At 64.0% G+C, this 16,234-nt stretch carries 13 protein-coding genes; 6 read left to right on the top strand and 7 right to left on the bottom strand.

Annotation, left to right across the window (positions count from 1 at the left end; genetic code table 11):
• Nucleotides 1-46: 46 nt before the first annotated feature.
• From CTR2_RS00560 to cls, 3 genes are all read right to left on the bottom strand, one after another.
• Complete coding sequence (locus CTR2_RS00560; protein ID WP_087085510.1) at nucleotides 47-739, bottom strand: GntR family transcriptional regulator; 693 nt, start codon at nucleotides 737-739, stop codon at nucleotides 47-49.
• A gap of 8 nt (nucleotides 740-747) precedes the next feature.
• On the bottom strand, nucleotides 748-2,088 hold the full coding sequence (locus CTR2_RS00565) for a C4-dicarboxylate transporter DctA (RefSeq protein WP_087085509.1): 1,341 nt from the start codon (nucleotides 2,086-2,088) through the stop codon (nucleotides 748-750).
• Between the two features lie 245 nt (nucleotides 2,089-2,333).
• Nucleotides 2,334-3,779, bottom strand: a complete 1,446-nt coding sequence (gene cls, locus CTR2_RS00570) for a cardiolipin synthase (RefSeq protein WP_087085508.1) — start codon at nucleotides 3,777-3,779, stop codon at nucleotides 2,334-2,336.
• Between the two features lie 209 nt (nucleotides 3,780-3,988).
• On the opposite strand from cls, the gene CTR2_RS00575 reads away from it, so the two are divergent.
• Nucleotides 3,989-5,221: an ammonium transporter gene (locus tag CTR2_RS00575; protein ID WP_087085507.1), complete on the top strand. Its 1,233-nt coding sequence runs from the start codon at nucleotides 3,989-3,991 to the stop codon at nucleotides 5,219-5,221.
• 26 nt (nucleotides 5,222-5,247) lie between these two features.
• Nucleotides 5,248-5,568 carry a hypothetical protein gene (locus CTR2_RS00580; RefSeq protein ID WP_087085506.1) on the top strand — a complete coding sequence of 107 codons (321 nt, stop codon included), beginning with the start codon at nucleotides 5,248-5,250 and terminating at the stop codon, nucleotides 5,566-5,568.
• A gap of 114 nt (nucleotides 5,569-5,682) precedes the next feature.
• Here the strand turns inward: CTR2_RS00580 and CTR2_RS00585 are convergent, their stop codons facing one another.
• Nucleotides 5,683-7,071, bottom strand: coding sequence for a glycerophosphodiester phosphodiesterase family protein (locus tag CTR2_RS00585; protein WP_254913479.1), 1,389 nt, complete (start codon nucleotides 7,069-7,071; stop codon nucleotides 5,683-5,685).
• Nucleotides 7,072-7,192: 121 nt separating this feature from the next.
• Nucleotides 7,193-8,395, bottom strand: coding sequence for a tryptophan synthase subunit beta (trpB, locus tag CTR2_RS00590; RefSeq protein WP_087085505.1), 1,203 nt, complete (start codon nucleotides 8,393-8,395; stop codon nucleotides 7,193-7,195).
• Between the two features lie 185 nt (nucleotides 8,396-8,580).
• On the opposite strand from trpB, the gene CTR2_RS00595 reads away from it, so the two are divergent.
• Both CTR2_RS00595 and CTR2_RS00600 read left to right on the top strand, forming a co-directional pair.
• The gene (locus CTR2_RS00595; protein ID WP_087085775.1) at nucleotides 8,581-10,029 is read left to right on the top strand and encodes a DUF2868 domain-containing protein; all 1,449 of its coding nucleotides are present in this window, start codon (nucleotides 8,581-8,583) and stop codon (nucleotides 10,027-10,029) included.
• Nucleotides 10,029-11,588, top strand: coding sequence for a DUF3482 domain-containing protein (locus CTR2_RS00600; protein ID WP_176391756.1), 1,560 nt, complete (start codon nucleotides 10,029-10,031; stop codon nucleotides 11,586-11,588). The genes CTR2_RS00595 and CTR2_RS00600 overlap by 1 nt, the downstream gene beginning before the upstream one ends.
• Here the strand turns inward: CTR2_RS00600 and CTR2_RS00605 are convergent.
• Both CTR2_RS00605 and CTR2_RS00610 read right to left on the bottom strand, forming a co-directional pair.
• Nucleotides 11,563-12,735, bottom strand: coding sequence for a sensor histidine kinase (locus CTR2_RS00605; protein ID WP_087085503.1), 1,173 nt, complete (start codon nucleotides 12,733-12,735; stop codon nucleotides 11,563-11,565). The two genes, CTR2_RS00600 and CTR2_RS00605, sit on opposite strands and share 26 nt — an antisense overlap.
• Nucleotides 12,720-13,469 carry a response regulator gene (locus CTR2_RS00610; protein ID WP_003069560.1) on the bottom strand — a complete coding sequence of 250 codons (750 nt, stop codon included), beginning with the start codon at nucleotides 13,467-13,469 and terminating at the stop codon, nucleotides 12,720-12,722. The genes CTR2_RS00605 and CTR2_RS00610 overlap by 16 nt, the downstream gene beginning before the upstream one ends.
• Nucleotides 13,470-13,702: 233 nt before the next feature.
• Between CTR2_RS00610 and CTR2_RS00615 the strand changes: the two genes are divergently transcribed.
• Nucleotides 13,703-15,079 (top strand): efflux transporter outer membrane subunit, encoded by a 1,377-nt coding sequence (locus CTR2_RS00615; RefSeq protein WP_087085502.1) that lies wholly within the window; start codon nucleotides 13,703-13,705, stop codon nucleotides 15,077-15,079.
• A complete protein-coding gene (locus CTR2_RS00620; RefSeq protein ID WP_087085501.1) occupies nucleotides 15,076-16,224 on the top strand; it encodes an ABC transporter permease in 1,149 nt (382 codons plus the stop codon). Before CTR2_RS00615 ends, CTR2_RS00620 begins: the two co-directional genes overlap by 4 nt.
• Nucleotides 16,225-16,234 lie beyond the last annotated feature (10 nt).

The raw sequence follows: 16,234 nt of genomic DNA on the forward strand, positions 1-16,234 counted from the left end.
AAAAAAGCCAGGGTCGACCCTGGCTTTTTTGCTTGTTGCGCGGTGCTCAGAGGCGCTGCTTGAGCACGGGAGCGAGCGTGGCACGCAGGCGGTCGCCAGGTACTTCGGTCTCAGTCGCACGGATTTCCAGCGAGCGCTCCACCATGCCTATATGTTCCAGCAGCAGCGCCTTGGCACCATCGGTGTCGCCGCGTTCCAGGGCGGCCACGATGCGCTCGTGCTCGGCGCAGGACTGGCTGGCGCTGTGCGTGGACTGATAGAGCGTGGCGGCCAGGGTGGTGCGCGCTGTCAGATCGCGCAGCGTGTCGGCCAGCAACCGGTGACCCATCTGCTCGGCCAGGCAGACATGGAAATCCGCTAGCAGGAAGGCGCGCGTGGCACTGTCCGCCCCGGCAATGGCTTTCTGCTCCTGGGCGATATGGCGGCGCAGCCTGGTGATGACGCGCTGCAGCGGCTTGCCGGCCTCCTGCAATATGCCGGTCTCGATGATCCGCCGGGCAGAGAATGCATCCATGGCCTCGGCAGCCGAGGGCTGGACCACGTACCAGCCCCTGCGGGCCTGGACCTGGACAAAGCCGCGGGCCTGCAGTTGCATCAGCGCTTCTCGCACCACGGTGCGGCTGACGTCGAAGTTGTTGGCCAGCTCCTGCTCTCCCAGTCGTTCGCCGGGGGCCAGTTTCTGGGCCAGGATGGCTTCGACGACGCGTTCCGCGATGTGTTGTGGAGAGGCAGGAGTCATTGCTGGCTTTAATGGCTGGACTGAGGGATGGGGACTACGACAGGCGGCACGATAGCAGATGCATGGTCTTCTTCTTCGGTCAGTGGCTCGGCCTTGCCGTCAAGTACCGCATGGGCACGTTCGCGGTCGATGTCGCCTTCCCAGGCTGCAATCGCCACAGTGGCCACGCAGTTGCCGATCAGATTGCCCAGAGCGCGTGCAATGCCCATGAACCAGTCCACCGACAGCACCAGCACCAGGCCGATCGCAGGGATGGCGGGGATGGCATGCAGGGTGGCGGCCAGCACCACGATGGCCGAGCCCGGTACGCCGTGCGCGCCCTTGGAGGTCACCAGCGCGATGGCCAGAATGGTCAGCAGGTCGGACATGCTGATCGGGGTGTTGGTGGCCTGGGCGATGAAGACCGCTGCCAGTGTGATGTAGATGGAGAATGCGTCCAGGTTGAAGGAGTAGCCGGTGGGAATCACCAGGCCCACGGTGGAGTCGCGCACACCCATGTTGCGCAGCTTGGCCATGATCTGGGGCAGCACGCTGTCGGAGGAGGTGGTCGCGAAGACGATGGTCAGTTCCTCGCGCAGATAGCGCAGCAGCTTGATCAGGCTGAAGCCCGACAGACGCATCACCAGGCCCAGCACCACGAACACGAAGAGCAGCACCGAGACGTAGAACAGCGCCACCAGCATGCCCAGCTGCTTGAGCGAGCCTATGCCGTACTGGCCCACGGTGAAGGAGATGGCGCCCAGCACGCCCAGAGGTGCCAGCTTGATGATGATGCCCATGACCTTGAACAGGGCCATGGACAAGGTGTCCACCAGTTCGGAAACAGGCTTGCCGCGCTCGCCCAGCATGGTCAGCGCGCAGCCGAACAGCACGGCGAACAGCAGCACCTGCAGGACGTCGCCCTTGGCGAAGGCTTCCACCACGGTGGTGGGAATGAGCTTCATCAGGAAGTCCACCGTGCCGCCGCTGGTCAGCTTGTCGGCATTGCTGGCATAGGCTGCCATGGCCGAGGCGTCGAGCTTGCTGGTGTCCACGTTCATGCCAACGCCGGGTTCGAAGACAAAGGCCAGCACCAGACCCAGGCCCAGGGCGATGGTGGTCAGCACCTCGAAATAGATCAGGGCCTTGACGCCCACGCGGCCTACGCGCTTGAGGTCGCCTGCACCGGCAATGCCGTGCACGACAACGCAGAACACCAGTATGGGGATGATCATCTTGATGAGCTTGATGAAGCCATCGCCCAGGGGTTTGAGTTTCACGGCCCATTCAGGGGCCAGTAGTCCGGCGAGCACACCCAGTATGAGTGCGATCACCACCTGTCCGAACAGTGATCTGACAAAGCGGCGCATAGTCGTCTTTCGCAAGTTGTGGAATCTTGTATGCAAGTTGTCTGCAACTTGCATACAAGAATGTAGGCAAGCGAAAGGCGTGCCAGCAGAGGGTATTCCTGCAGATTTGTGTAAATTAGGGGAGGATCAGCCCTGACTTTCACGTATGAAATGAAGCGGCGTTCCGCCTTGGTGCGACAGGAGGCGCCAGTGTGCACGCGCGTGGTGCGCGGGCGTTCGGCATGCCCAAAGCCAGGGCATGGCGCTTACAGCAGCGGGCTCAGGGCGCCCAGCAGGTTGTCCCAGATGCGCTTCCACCAGGGTGCCGAATGCACCTGTGCCAGCGTCACCACATCGGATTCGTGCAGATAGCTCTGTTGCCGATGCCGGATGGCCTCGGTGATAGCTTCGTCGTGCAGCAATACATTGTTTTCGAAGTTCAGGTCAAAGCTGCGCAGATCCAGATTCGTGGAGCCGATCAGGCTGACCGATCCGTCCAGACACAGGGTCTTGGCATGCAGCAGGCCGGGGCGGAATTCGTGGATATGGACGCCGGCGCTCAGCAGCCGCCAGTAATGGCTGCGGCTGACGGCACCGACGATCCATGAGTCATTGCGGGCGGGCAGGATCAGCGTGACCTGCACCTGGCGCAGCGCGGCGGCGCACAAGGCATCGAGCACCGTGCTGTCGGGCACGAAGTAGGGGGTGGAGATCACGACCTCGCGCTGAGCACAGGCCAGTAGGCTGGCAACCAACTGGGGTGTTGAGCGTGCTCTTTCCGTCGGCCCTTCGGCAATCGCAACGGCATGGAAGCCGTCGGCGGCAGCGCCGGCCTCGGCCTCGATAGCCGGTGGTGCAAGGCTCGCATCGGACTGCGCCCAGTCGCTGGCAAAAGCCTGCTGCATCTGCATGACCACGGGGCCCTGCAGGCGCAGCATGATGTCCACCCAGGGGGCATAGCGTGCCTTGATGTGAAAGCCCTCGTCGGCGCAGTTCTGGCTGCCGCAATAGTTGATCCTGCCGTCTATGAGCGTGATCTTGCGGTGGTTGCGCAGGTCGATGCGGCTGGTCAGCATGACCTTGAACAGATTGCTGATGGGCAGGGCAACCGCCAGGTGCACGCCGGCCTGCCGCATCTGCTGCCACAGTGGCGAGCGCGTCAGGGCACGCGATCCCAGTCCGTCGACCATGGCCCGGCAGGTTACGCCGCGCTGCGCGGCACGCATCAGGGCATGGGCCACATCGGTGCCGGTCCCGTCGTCCAGCCAGATGTAGTACAGCACGTTGATCTCGTGGCGTGCGGCATCCATGTCGGCCAGCATCTGCGCACGGGCATGTGCGCCATCGCGCATCAGCTCGGCCTTATGGCCGGGCAGCGGTACAAAGCCGTTGATGGACGAGGCATAGCGGAAGGCCGGCAGCCATTGATCGGGAATGGCGGGCCGTGCCTGCGGCATGGAGCCGGGTGCGGGCGCAAGGGCGCTGCCCTGGGTCTGGCAGAACTCGCGCACATTGAGTCTTCTGCGGCCTGGTACACGGCCCAGGGCTACTTCCCCAAACAGGTAGTACAGCAGGCAGCTCACATAGGGCAGCAGCACGATGACCATGAGCCAGGCCAGCCGCACATCGGGCCGCATGTCTCTGCGCAGCAGGATGCGCAGGCCGAAGCCGGCAATCAGCAATACATGAAGAGTCAGCAGCAGCCAGGTCATGAATCAGTGCGGCAACGATGGATCTTGTCGAGCATAACGGGCTCTGCTCCAAGCACAAGCTGCAAGCCGTGATTCATAGGCAGCGAGCTTGAACTCATTGATGAGAAGGCGCGGCCTGCTATCAGTAGTGCAGCGACAGAAGACCGGCATGGCTCTGGCATGGAACCTGCTTCCTTTTTTTGTCAAAGCAAACAAGCAGGGGGGAGTGCATGGAAATGGTGCCATTGACTGCCATCGACAAGGCAGATACCGGGTGGGTCATGGTTGCGTCGGCGCTGGTCCTGCTGATGACCTTGCCGGGCATCGCCCTGTTCTATGCGGGGCTGGTGCGGCGCAAGAATGTGGTCAACACCATGGTGGCCGTGTTCGCGGTGGCCTGTGTGGTGACCCTGACCTGGTTCGGTCTGGGCTACTCGCTCGCATTCACCGCCGATTCCCCCTGGCTCGGCAATCTGGGGCGCGCCTGGTTTGCATCCTTGCACCTTGATGGCCGGCGCAGCGTGATCTCGGTCAGCCACCTGGCGCCGCATCTGCCCGAAGCGGCCTATGCCCTGTTCCAGGCCGCATTCGCCATCATCACCACCTCGCTGATCGTGGGGGCCGTGGTAGAGCGCATGAGCTTTGCGGCTCTGCTGGTGTTTGCCGCGCTGTGGAGCGTGGTGGTCTATGCGCCCGTGGCCCACTGGGTGTGGGAGAGCGGGGGCTGGCTGAACCAGCTGGGCGCACTGGACTTTGCCGGCGGTGCCGTGGTGCATGTGAATGCGGGCGTGGCGGCACTGGTCTGTGCCTTCATGATGGGGCGCAGGCGCGGTTACGGAACCGAGCCATTCGAGCCGCACAGCCTGGGCTGGACGGCCATGGGCACGGCCTTGCTGCTGTTCGGCTGGTTCGGCTTCAACGCCGGATCGGCCCTGTCCGCCGATGGGCGCGCAGCGCTGGCCTTTGTGGTCACGCTCGTGGCGGCTGCGGCCGCCGGTCTGGCATGGATGGTGGTGGAGTGGCTGGTGCGCGGCGCTCCGACCTTGCTGGGCCTGCTCTCGGGCATGGTGGGCGGACTGGTGGCTATCACACCGGCCGCGGGCTTTGTGCAGGTGGGCAGTGCGGTGTGGATAGGCCTGATTGCGGGCGCCGTCTGTTTCTGGGGCGCAACCTGGCTCAAGCGCCGGCTGGGAGCCGACGACTCGCTCGATGTGTTCGGCGTGCATGGCGTGGGCGGCATTGCCGGCTCCATCCTCACGGCGGTGTTTGCCGATCCCCTGATCGCGGGCACGAGTGCCACGGTGCTGAATCAGCTGATTGCGGTGGCGGCGGTGGCTGTCTACAGCGGCGCTGCCACGGCCGGGGTGCTGGTGCTGATCCGTCTGCTGATGCCGTTGCGGGTGGATGCCGTGCAGGAAATGGAAGGCCTGGATATCAGCCTGCATCTGGAGCGTCAGCACTAGTGATCCATCAAAGACAGGAGCGGTGTATGGAGGACAGCGAGCGAGTGGCGGTGGCCGCACATCTGCATGTGGTGTTGCGCCGCAAGACGGGCCGGGTGACCGATACCGAATGGATGGCCTGCAATCAGGCCTATGCACAGGCCATGGCGGCTTTTGCGCTGGAGCATGCACGAGAGCAACAGGATGAGGAGCTGGCGCGCCTGGCCCGGCGTCTGCAGGACAGCTGGAGCGGCGACATGCCCCGGCATGCAGCGCCTGCCGAGACCGCTCAGAGCGATGGCTCCGTCACCGCCAAGGCCGCCGAGATACTGCGCACCTCGGCACGCTATATCGGCGGGCTGCGCTGAGGCACAAGCCGGATCCGAGGCCGGGACGGCCTGGCGCCACGGATCACAATGCCTGTGACCCGTGACGGTCCGCTGCAGCACGCCGGCGCAGGCTGTGTCGGCAACAAGCCTGGCCTATTGCTTTTTCAGCTCGGCAATATAGGCATCGCGGGCCTTCACGCCATCGGCCGTGAAGTCGGTGAACACGCCGTCAATGCCCAGGCGGTAGTAAGCCAGGTATTCCTGCAGCGGGTAGCCCTTGAAGATGCCCGCGAGCCGGCTGGCCTCGCTGCGGAAGGTGAAGCTGTGCACCACCAGACCGGCCTTGTGCGCATTGGCGATCAGGCCGGTGTCCTTGAGCGTGTTGACGTCCTTGAGGCCCGCTCCGTCCTTGTAGGGAGCGACGGAATGGGCCAGCACCTGGGGCTTCCAGGGGCCGATGCCGTCGGCATAGGTCTTGATCTCGGCCAGGCCTGCCGGCGTCTGCATGACCGCGAAGGTGCGCGCATCGCCTGCCAGCGTCCAGCTATAGGGGCGGCCGCTGATGAAGGTCCATTCGTCGGCGGTGATATAGCCTACGGAGCCGTCCCTGAAGTTGTAGTCGTTGCCATCGATCAGCTGCACCCCCTTGGCCCGCATGCCCACCTTGCGCAGATACTTCAGGCTGTCGGGGTCGAAGCTCTGGATGTAGATGGGCGCTTCCTTGCGGTTGAGATTGTTCCTGTCCAGCAGCGCCATCACGGCGTCTTCGAAGGGGTGCTCACCCGTTCCGCAGCTGTTGGCAATGGCTTGCTGGTTGTTCCAGTAAGGGTTCTTGGTCTCGGCGTAGACGGCAATCGTGCGGCCTGCCGCCTTGCCCTTGGCGAGTGCGATATCGATCACATCCTGTGCGCTGATCAGTGGCAGCTTGCCATTCCATTCGCTGGGGCGATCGGCGCGGTTGTCCAGCGTGGTGCCGCCAAACAGCGTGCGCAGCTCATGCAGGCTGAAGTCCGAGATGGACCAGTCGCCGGTGTGGTCCTCGCCGTCGACCACCAGAGCCTGCAGCACCGACTTCTGATTGTTTGGGTCGATGCGGTCGCTCAGGTATTGCGCGGGGCCGTTGGCGGCAATGGCCGGGTACTTGACGTTGACCAGCACGCCGGGCGTGTTGCGCTTGCGGCCCGCCACATAGGCATTGATCTTGGCGACCTCGGTGACATTGGTGCTGTCGCTGAGCCAGGCGTTGTGGCGTGCCACCAGCTGGCAGTCGCGGCTCAGGTGCATGTCCAGCTCGATCATGTCGGCACCGGCATCGATGGCTTTCTCATACGCCATCTGTGTCTGCTCGGGGTACAGCCCCGAATAGCCGCGGTGGGCGATGACCTGGGGCTGCTTGCCGTCCAGCGTCAGAAACTGCGGCGCAGGCGCAGGCGCAGGCGCAGGTGTCGGGCCGTCTCCGCCACCACAGGCGCTCAGGGCAAGGGCGGCAAGCAAGGTCAGAGCAAAGACGGGGTGGCGGGTATGGGACATGGGTTCGGGCATGGATGGAGATCGCCTCATGCTTGCGGTTGTTGATGACGGCTGTGTGACCGTGCCCTCAGAGCGTGTTCATGCTCCGAAGCACAAGGCTGCCGGGGCGGCAGCCCTGTGCGGGATGCGGCAGTTACAGTCCCAGCTTCCTGGCGACGTAATCGGCATCCTTGTCGCCGCGACCCGAGAGGTTGACCAGAATATGCTGGTCCTTGCCGAGCTTGGGCGCTTCGCGCATGGCCCAGGCCACGGCGTGCGCACTTTCCAGAGCCGGGATGATGCCCTCCACACGCGACAGCGTCATGAAGGCATCCAGGCATTCCTTGTCGTCCACGGACTGGTAGTCCACGCGGCCTATATCCTTGAGATAGCTGTGCTGCGGGCCCACGCCGGGGTAGTCCAGGCCCGAGGCAATGCTGTGCACGGCGGCCGGTGTGCCGTCGGCGTTCTCCAGCACATAGCACTTCATGCCGTGAATCTCGCCGGGCTTGCCAGCCGACAGCGTGGCGGCATGGCGGCCGGGCTTGTCCACGCCCTCACCGGCAGGTTCCACGCCCACCAGATGCACGGACTCGTCACCCAGGAAGGCCGTGAAGATGCCCATGGCATTGCTGCCCCCGCCCACGCAGGCCGCCACATGGTCGGGCAGCTTGCCATGCCGGGTATGGAACTGTTCGCGAGCCTCACGACCGACGATGGACTGGAAGTCCCGCACCATCATGGGAAAGGGGTGGGGGCCGACCACCGAGCCAATCGCGTAGATGGTGTTGACGGGGTCTTGCAGATAGACCTCGAAGGCGCTGTCCACGGCCTCCTTCAGCGTGGCCGCGCCGCGCGTGACGGGCACCAGATTGCAGCCCAGGATGCGCATCTTGGTGACGTTGGGGTGCTCCTTCTCGATATCCACCTGGCCCATGTGAATCTCGCAGGGAATGCCCACCAGTGCACAGGCCGTGGCCAGGGCCACGCCATGCTGGCCGGCGCCGGTCTCGGCAATGACTTTTTTCTTGCCCATGAACTTGGCCAGCAGCGCCTCGCCCAGGCAGTGGTTGATCTTGTGCGCCCCCGTGTGATTCAGATCCTCGCGCTTGAGATGGATCTGCGCGCCGCCCAATTGATCGGACAGGCGCCTGGCGTGAAAGATGGGGCTGGGCCGGCCCACATAGTCGGCAAACAGCGCGGCCAGCTCGTCCTGGAAGTCCTGGCGTTTGACGATCTCCTCGTAGGCAGCGGCAATCTCGTCCATGCATTGCTTGAGCTCGGGCGGCACGAGCTGGCCGCCGTAGGGGCCGAAGAAGCCTTGCGCATCGGGCATGGCCTGGGGGTTCTGGGTCATGGCTTGTCTCCTTGGTGTGTGGTTCTGCGAAGCTGCATTCATAGCACACGGCGGGCTCAAGGCGCTTGCAGGCAAGTCCGGATGGAATCAGCACAGAAATGAACGCAGCCCCCAAGATGAAAGCGCTGACAGCTATTGTTTTGATATTTGCAACGCCCCTTCTTGCTCTGAAACACAATAGCAACATGAAAGCCAGCTCAGTCCGCGATATTGTCTTTGCCCACGCTCTGGAAACCGCCGCTCCGCACGAGGCGCTGCCCACGGCCGAGCGTTGCACTGCCATCACGCAGGAGTGCCTGCACGCCCAGGGCAAGACCAGGGGCGGCGGTCGTGCAGCGTTCGAGAGCTTTCTGCAGGAGCGGGCACAACGCGTGATCGCCGCAGCGCAGCTGCCTGCCGACATACGCGCCGTGGTCTGGCAGCGCGCCGGTATTTCACGCTGGTTGGTGCTGGCCGTGATGGCTGCGGCATTTGTGCTGGGCTTTGCGGGTCATGCGATCACGGACCCGCATCGTGTGGATCTGCTCTCCGCTTCCCTGATCGGCATCGTGCTGTGGAACCTGCTGGTCTATGTGCTGTTGCTGCTGTCCTGGCTGCGCAGTCTTGTTCGGCGCAGGCAAACAGTGATTGCACCGCTGGAGCCTGAGCCAGGTCAGGGCGCTGCGGCACAGCGGACCGTGGCAGCCCCCGGTGGCTGGCTGCAAAAACTGCAGACGAAAAGGTGGAGTGTTTCGCGCGGCACGGGGCTGCGCAAGATGGCGCTGAACTTCGAGCGCAACTGGTGGCAGGTCAACCAGAGACCGCGCCATGCGCAATGGCTTGTGTGCCTGCATCTGGGTGCGGCAATGCTGGCACTGGGTGCGCTGACATCGCTATGGCTCACCGGTCTCACCAAGGCTTATCAAGTGGGGTGGGAGAGCACTTTCCTCTCGCCGTCTGCCGTGCAGACCTGTCTGAACATGCTGTTTGCGCCGGTGCAGCATCTGCTGGGCCTGGCACCGTGGAGTCTGGCGCAGATCCAGGCACTGCAGGGCTGGTCGGCCGGTGATGCTGCAGATGCGGGGCCGCGCTGGGTGCAGCTCTACAGCTGGTTGCTAGGGTTGATGGTGGTGGCACCGCGTCTGCTGCTGGCGCTGTGGCAAGGTGCCAGGGTCTGGTGGTTGAGCCAGCATCTGGCATTGCCGCTGCAGCAGCCCTATTTCCAGAAGCTGCAGCGTGACTGGGCGGGGCGTGCAACGGCGCTGCTGGTGCAGCCCTACAGCCTGGACATCACGCCCGAGCGCGAAGCCGCCCTGCGCAGCCATGTGGCGCAGAGCTACGGCGCCGGGGCGCAGCTTGCGTTGCTGCCCGTGCTGGCCTATGGATCGCCCTTGCCGGACGCTTCGGCTGTTGACGCACAGCAGGTGCTGCTGCTCAATCTGGCTGCCACGCCCGAGGCGGAAATTCATGGAGTCCTGCTGGCGCAGGTATTGAACCGCTGGGGCGCGCATACCGATGTGTGGCTATGGGCGGCGGACTTTCGTGTGCGCAACAGCGGTGCCCCGGCGCGAGTGCAGGAGCGCGAACAGCTGTGGCGGGAATTTGTGCGTGGCGCGGGCCTGAACGCGACCCTGGTGCCCGGCGCAGGAGTGTGATGATGAGTGAGAGCAAGGAGCTGGTTCCGATTGACAGCAGCATTCAGTGGTGTCTGCTGTCGCACACCAATATCGGCAAGACCACGCTGACCCGTACGCTGATGGCCGATGATGTCGGCGAGATTGACGATGCCGCACATGTGACCACTCAGTCGCAGCGCTATCTGCTTCAGAAGACGCCGCAGGGCGATGAGCTGTGGCTTTGGGATACGCCGGGCTTCGGCGACTCGGTGCGGCTTTATGAACGCCTGCGGCAGCAGGGCAATCCGCTGGGCTGGTTTCTCAGCAATGTCTGGGATCGCTGGCGCGACAGGTCTTTCTATCTGAGTCAGCGTGCATTGCTTGCTGCGCGCGATCATGCGGATGTGATGCTCTACCTCGTCAACGCGGCCGAAGACCCGGCAGATGCTGGCTACTGGAGCGCCGAGATGAACATTCTGGCCTGGATGAACAAGCCGGTCATCGTGCTTCTCAACCAGATTGGCAGCGACACCACGGCAGAGCAGACACAGGAAGATTTGCGGCGCTGGCAGCAGGCGACGCAGAGCTTTCAAAGCGTGGTGCGCGATGTGCTGGTGCTGGATGCCTTCACGCGCAGCTGGTGGCATGAGCGCAAGATGATGCAAAGCATTGCGCCTTTGTTGCCTCAGTCCAAACAGTCTGCCTATCAGCGCCTGCTGGAGCAGCGAGCTTTGCAGCAGCAGCAGCGCGAGCAGGCGAGCCTGGGGGTCATGGCAGATCAGCTGATAGCTGCGGCAGGTCTGCATGAAAAGCTCGATCCCGAGCAAGGCAAACTGCTGGCGCGTGCCTGGCAAAGCCTGAGCCAGCTCACCGCCAAATTGGGTAAATCGGCAGAGGGTGAAGAGCGGCTCGGAGCCCAGGCCAAGGCCGCCGTTCAGCGGCTGATGCAGGCTTTGCGTCAGGCCGATGTGCAGGCTACCCAGCGCTTGCTCGAGATTCATGGACTCGACGGTCAGGCGGCCAGTCAGATACAGGAGCAATTGCGCAGCCAGCTTCAGATCACCACGCCGGTCGATGCGCAGGCAGCCAGCTTGTGGGGGGCGTTGACTGCCGGCGCAGCCACAGGGCTGGGGGCCGATCTGATGGCAGGAGGTTTGACGCTGGGTGCCGGTGCCCTGGTGGGGGCGCTGCTGGGGGCCCTCACCTTTGGGGGCGCGGCTTGGGGAGCGAACAAGATGTTCGACCAGGAGCAGCAGAGCTTTCAACTCTCGACCGACTATCTGAACGCCGCAGCTAGCCAGGTATTGCTCAAGTACCTGCTGATCTCGCATTTCGGCCGTGGTCGCGGTCGCTACACCAGCCCTGCGGCGCCCAGTCAATGGAGTGAGCTGACCCAGGGCACGGTGCAGACGCATGCCGCGCAATGGGCCGCACTCTGGGCGCAGCTGCGCGAAGCACATGCCACAGGAGCTGCTACCGATGCGCAGAGAGTCTCCATGATGGAGCTGCTCTCGCAAAGCCTGCAGCAGATCATGGCCGACCTCTATCCGGGGCTGAACGCAGAGTCCGGTGTCAGAGACGGGGAAAGCGCACGGTGAAAAGCGCGCCGCCACGCTCGGATATGCCCGTGCTGACGGTGCCGCCCTGCGAAGTCACCAGAGCCTTGACGATGGACAGACCCAGGCCCGAGCCTTCCCGGCGGCGCTTGCCTGGGGCCTGGACAAAGCGCTGGAAGGGGTGGGCCTGAACTTCGTCGGCAAGGCCGGGCCCCGCATCGCCCACTTCCAGGATCACCCATGACTGGTTCTGGTGGTCGGAGCTCGTATGCACCCGGATGCTCAGCCAATGGCCGCTGCTGGCATGGCGCAGCACGTTGCTGATGAGGTTGGTGGTGATCTGGCGCAAGCGATCGGTGTCGGCCTTGATGTCGGTGCTGCCATCGCCGTCCTGCATGGGCAGATCCAGTGACAGGGCCATGTCCAGCTTTTGCAGCTGCGGGTGCAAGTCCTCGACGACGTCACCGACCAGTGCGGCGAGGTCTATGCGTTCCTTGCGCAGAGACAGCTGTCCGGCGTCGGCCATGGACAGGGTGTGCAGATCGCCGACCAGCCGTCCCAGATGCTCGACCTGGGCCAGCAGCGTCTTCATCTCGGCCTGGCTGGAGTCGATGACGCCGTCGCAGATCGCATGCAGTCTTGCCTGCAGCACCGTCAATGGGGTGCGCAGCTCGTGGGAGATGGAGGCGGCGGTGGCCAGGCGTTCCGCCTCCAGCGTTTCCAGCGAATCAACCATGCCGTTGAAGGCATCGATCATCTCGGCCATCTCGCCATGGGCATTGCCCTTGACGGCTCTGGAGGCCAGGTCGCCACGCTCCACGCGCGCAGCCACTTCCACCATCGAGGCCAGCGGACTGGTGATGCGGCGGGAGATCCAGAAACCCACGGCCATGCCGAAAGGCAGGCTGACGGCCAGACCGATGACCAGCGACCATTTCTCGCCGAACAGGCGATCGCCCTCCCAGTACTCGGAGTAGATCTGCAAGGCTCTGGGGCTGTCCTCCAGATCCTGGGACTTCAGCGCTTCCAGCTCGGTCTTGACGGGGCTTGGCAGATGGCGATAGAACTCGCGGTACTGCAGCTCGGAAAACGCCAGCACGCCAATCGCCAGCGAGGCAATGGCCAGCAGCACGGCCGCCGTGATCCACAGACCAAAGCGGACCCAGATGCGGTTCAGTCCCAGGGCCATAGACGATAGCCAATACCGCGCACGGTCTCGATCAGCCCATCCTGGCCGGCCAGCTGCAGCTTGCGGCGCAGTTTGGAGAGATGGGAGTCGATCACCCGCTCCAGCGCATCGCTTTCCGGCAGGCAGTTCTCAATCAGGTAGGCACGTGAAAAGCAGCGGCGTGGCTGGGCCGCCAGGCAGGCCAGCAGACGGAATTCCGTGAGCGTCAGCGCCAGAGGCACGGCCTGGCCCGCATCGTCATAGACGGCTGCACTATGGGCTTCCACGTCGATCTCTATGGGGCCGACGCGTATAGGCGCGGCCACCGGCGCAGGCTTGGCCTGGGTGCGGCGCAGCACGGCACGCACCCGGGCCACCACCTCGGGAGGGTTGAAAGGCTTGACCACATAGTCGTCCGCCCCCAGGCGCAGTGCCAGCAGCTTGTCCACATCGTCTGCCAGGGCCGTCACCATGATGACGGGGACATCGCTGTCATTGCGAATCATGCGCAGCACATCCACTCCATCGACCTTGGGCAGATGAATGTCTAGCAGCACCAGGTCCGGGCGCAGCTGCCGAAAGCTCTGCAGGGCTTCCTCGCCGTCCTGCGCCATGCGGATGCGCAGGCCGTCGCGCTCCAGATAGGCGCTGAGAACGCCGGCAATTCCGGGTTCGTCTTCGACTACAAGCACCATGGGCGTGGAAGCAGGTTGAGTAAAAGTAGTCATGGTTTTGTGTGCAGCAAAGTCATGCATCTGCTGGACTCCCTGAAACTTGTTATCTGCACATTATGTGCGTTGCCGCTGCAATAGCCGAATGGAGGCGGCTCTCCATAATTCCTACATAAACCCTGCAATCTGGCGAAAGCTTGCTGCCGTCCAATGGCGAGGATGGAAAGCTGTTTCCGCTTTCTGCAGGTTCCCGGGTGACACCTATAGCTTGAGCCAACTGCGCTGTGATATTTCCCTCTCACGTCTCGCGTCTTCGCATGGGCAGTCTGTGCCTGTGTGCCTTGTCGTTGCTGGCAGGCTGTGCTGCGCCCGAGGCAGTCAAGCTGGACCGGACCACACCACCTCAATGGCAGCAGCAGGAGTCGGCTCAAAAGTCGGACCCCGCGGAGCTGGCTCAATGGTGGCGTGCCTGGAATGACCCTGCTCTCAATGCGCTGGTGGACGAGGCGCTGTCCCAGAACCTTGATGTAGCCCAATCCGTGCTGCGCCTGCGTCAGCAGCGCTTGCTGGCAGGTACGGCCGATGCGGCTTTCCGCCCCATAGTCAATACCGGAGCGCGGACCCTGCAGGATATTGCGGCAGTTGATACCTACTTTCATGCCAGCATTGATGTGAGCTGGGATCTGGGCCTGTTTGGCGATTCCGCCGCGGCACGCCGTGCAGGCGCAGCCGGCGTGCTGGACGCGCAAGCCCAGCTGCATGCGGCGCGGGTGGCCCTGGTGGCCGATGTGGTGCACCGCTATCTCGATATCCGGCTGGCCCAGGTGCAGCGTGGTTTCGCCGAAAAGCAGTTGCAGCAGGCACAGCGACAGCTGCAGCTCTTGCAGGTTCGGCATGAGCAGAGACTGACAGATGCCCAGACTCTGGAGCAGCAACAGTTGCAGCTGCGCACCGCAGAGTCTCAGCTGTCCACACTGAACGAAGCCCAGGCACGTGCTGCCCATGCGCTGGCAGCCCTGCTGGGGCGCGAGCGCGCCGAGCCGCAATGGCTGCAGCCCGGTGCCGCTGCCGCGCTGCCCGCAGTGCAGGCGCTTACCGTGCTGCCGGCAGACCTGCTGCGCAACCGCCCCGATATTCAAAGTGCCGAGGCTGCTGTGGAACAGGCCGCAGCCGAGGTCGGCGTGTCGCGCGCGGCGCTCTATCCGCGGCTGACCCTGACAGGGTCCCTGCTGTATGCCTACAACCTGACGCGCAATCACCGCACGACCTCGGACTCCATCCCCATGGTCGGTCCGCAGATCGATATTCCGCTCTTTGACTGGGGGCGCCGCCGTGCCGTGGCGGACGGCAAGGAGCTGGCGCTGCAGGCCAGCATCAAGGCATACCGCCAGGCCGTGCTCAACGGTATGGCCGAGGCGGAATCGGCGCTGGCGGCGGTTGCCGCCCAGCAGCAAAGACAGCAGCAGCTGCAGTCCCAGCAGCAGATTCATGCCGGGCTCGAGAAGGCTCAGGCAGTGCGCCAGCAGCTGGGCCTGTCCAGCGAGCTTGCGGGCATCGATAGCACCCGTGCCAGCCTGCAAAACCAGAGCGAGCTGGCAACCGCCAGGGCTGCCGAGGCACTGGCCTATGTGGCGCTCTACAAGGCCGTGGGCGCTGCGCCCATCGATGCCGCAGTCTCCGAGGTCCAGCCATGATTGCCCTGGCGCGCAAGACGCTGATCCATGAGTGGAGACGCTTTGTCCCCTCGGTGTTCGCCGTGGGCTTTTCAGGCGTTCTGCTGGCCATGCAGGCTGCCTTGGTGCTGGGCATCTTCGGCTCTGCCGCGATCTACGTGACGGCTTCTTCGGCCGACCTCTGGGTGGGCTATCCGGGTACGCAAAGCGTGAATTTCGGGCGCAATATCGGCAGCGATGTGGAGATGCGTCTGCGCATGGACCCCGATGTGGCGGCCGTGGAATCCTATGTCTGGGTCGATGGCGACTGGCGCGCGCGTGCCGGTGCCCAGGGTGCGACCGGAGGCGGAGTCTCGGTCTATCTTTCGGGCGTCAGCACTGCGGACAACTCCATGATGTTCACCAAGGTGCTCACCTCCTGGCAGCGACAGCTGCTGCGCGAGCCCGGTGCCGTGATTGTGGACAGGGCGGACCTGGGGACTCTGGGCGCGCAGGAAGGCAGCACGGCCTGGATCAACAACCATGCGGTCAAGATCGTGGCTGCCGTAGACGGCTTGCGCGGTCTGGGCGGTGTCAACGTGATCGCCTCGCTCAGCACGGCCCGCGAAATTGCAGAAACCAGTGCCGAGCGTGGCAGCACCTATTTCGTGGCGCGCCTGAAGCAAGCGGCCAAGGCCGGCGAGGCCCAGGCGAGATTGAGCCAGCCCAGCAGCAGCTTCGGTCCGTACGAGGTCTGGACGGCGGATGCTTTTGCGCGCCGCTCGCAGCGTTACTGGATGCTCGATACCGGAGCCGGTGCCGGCGTGCTCTTCATGGCCGTCATCGTCTGCCTGGTGGGCGCCATCGTGACCAGCCAGTCGCTCAAGGCGGTGGTGGCGGGGTCCGCCCGCGAGTATGCGGTGCTCAATGCTCTGGGCGTGAGCCGAGCGGCACTGGGTCGTGTGGTGGTCGAGCAGGCCTGCTGGATTGGCGGCCTGGGCTTTGTGCTGGCGGCACTGGCCAGCGCGGTGCTGCTCAGCATTGCATCCACCTATCGCGTCCCTGTGGCCCTCAACTTGTCAGCGGTACTCGCTTGCGGCTTTCTGGTGGCCGTGCTGTCGCTGCTGTCGGGTCTGGGCGCCATGCGCAGCCTGCTGCGCGCCGATCCGGCAACCCTGTTGCGTTAAGGCCTGAAAC

Source organism: Comamonas thiooxydans (assembly GCF_002157685.2).
Lineage (GTDB): Bacteria > Pseudomonadota > Gammaproteobacteria > Burkholderiales > Burkholderiaceae_C > Comamonas > Comamonas testosteroni_H.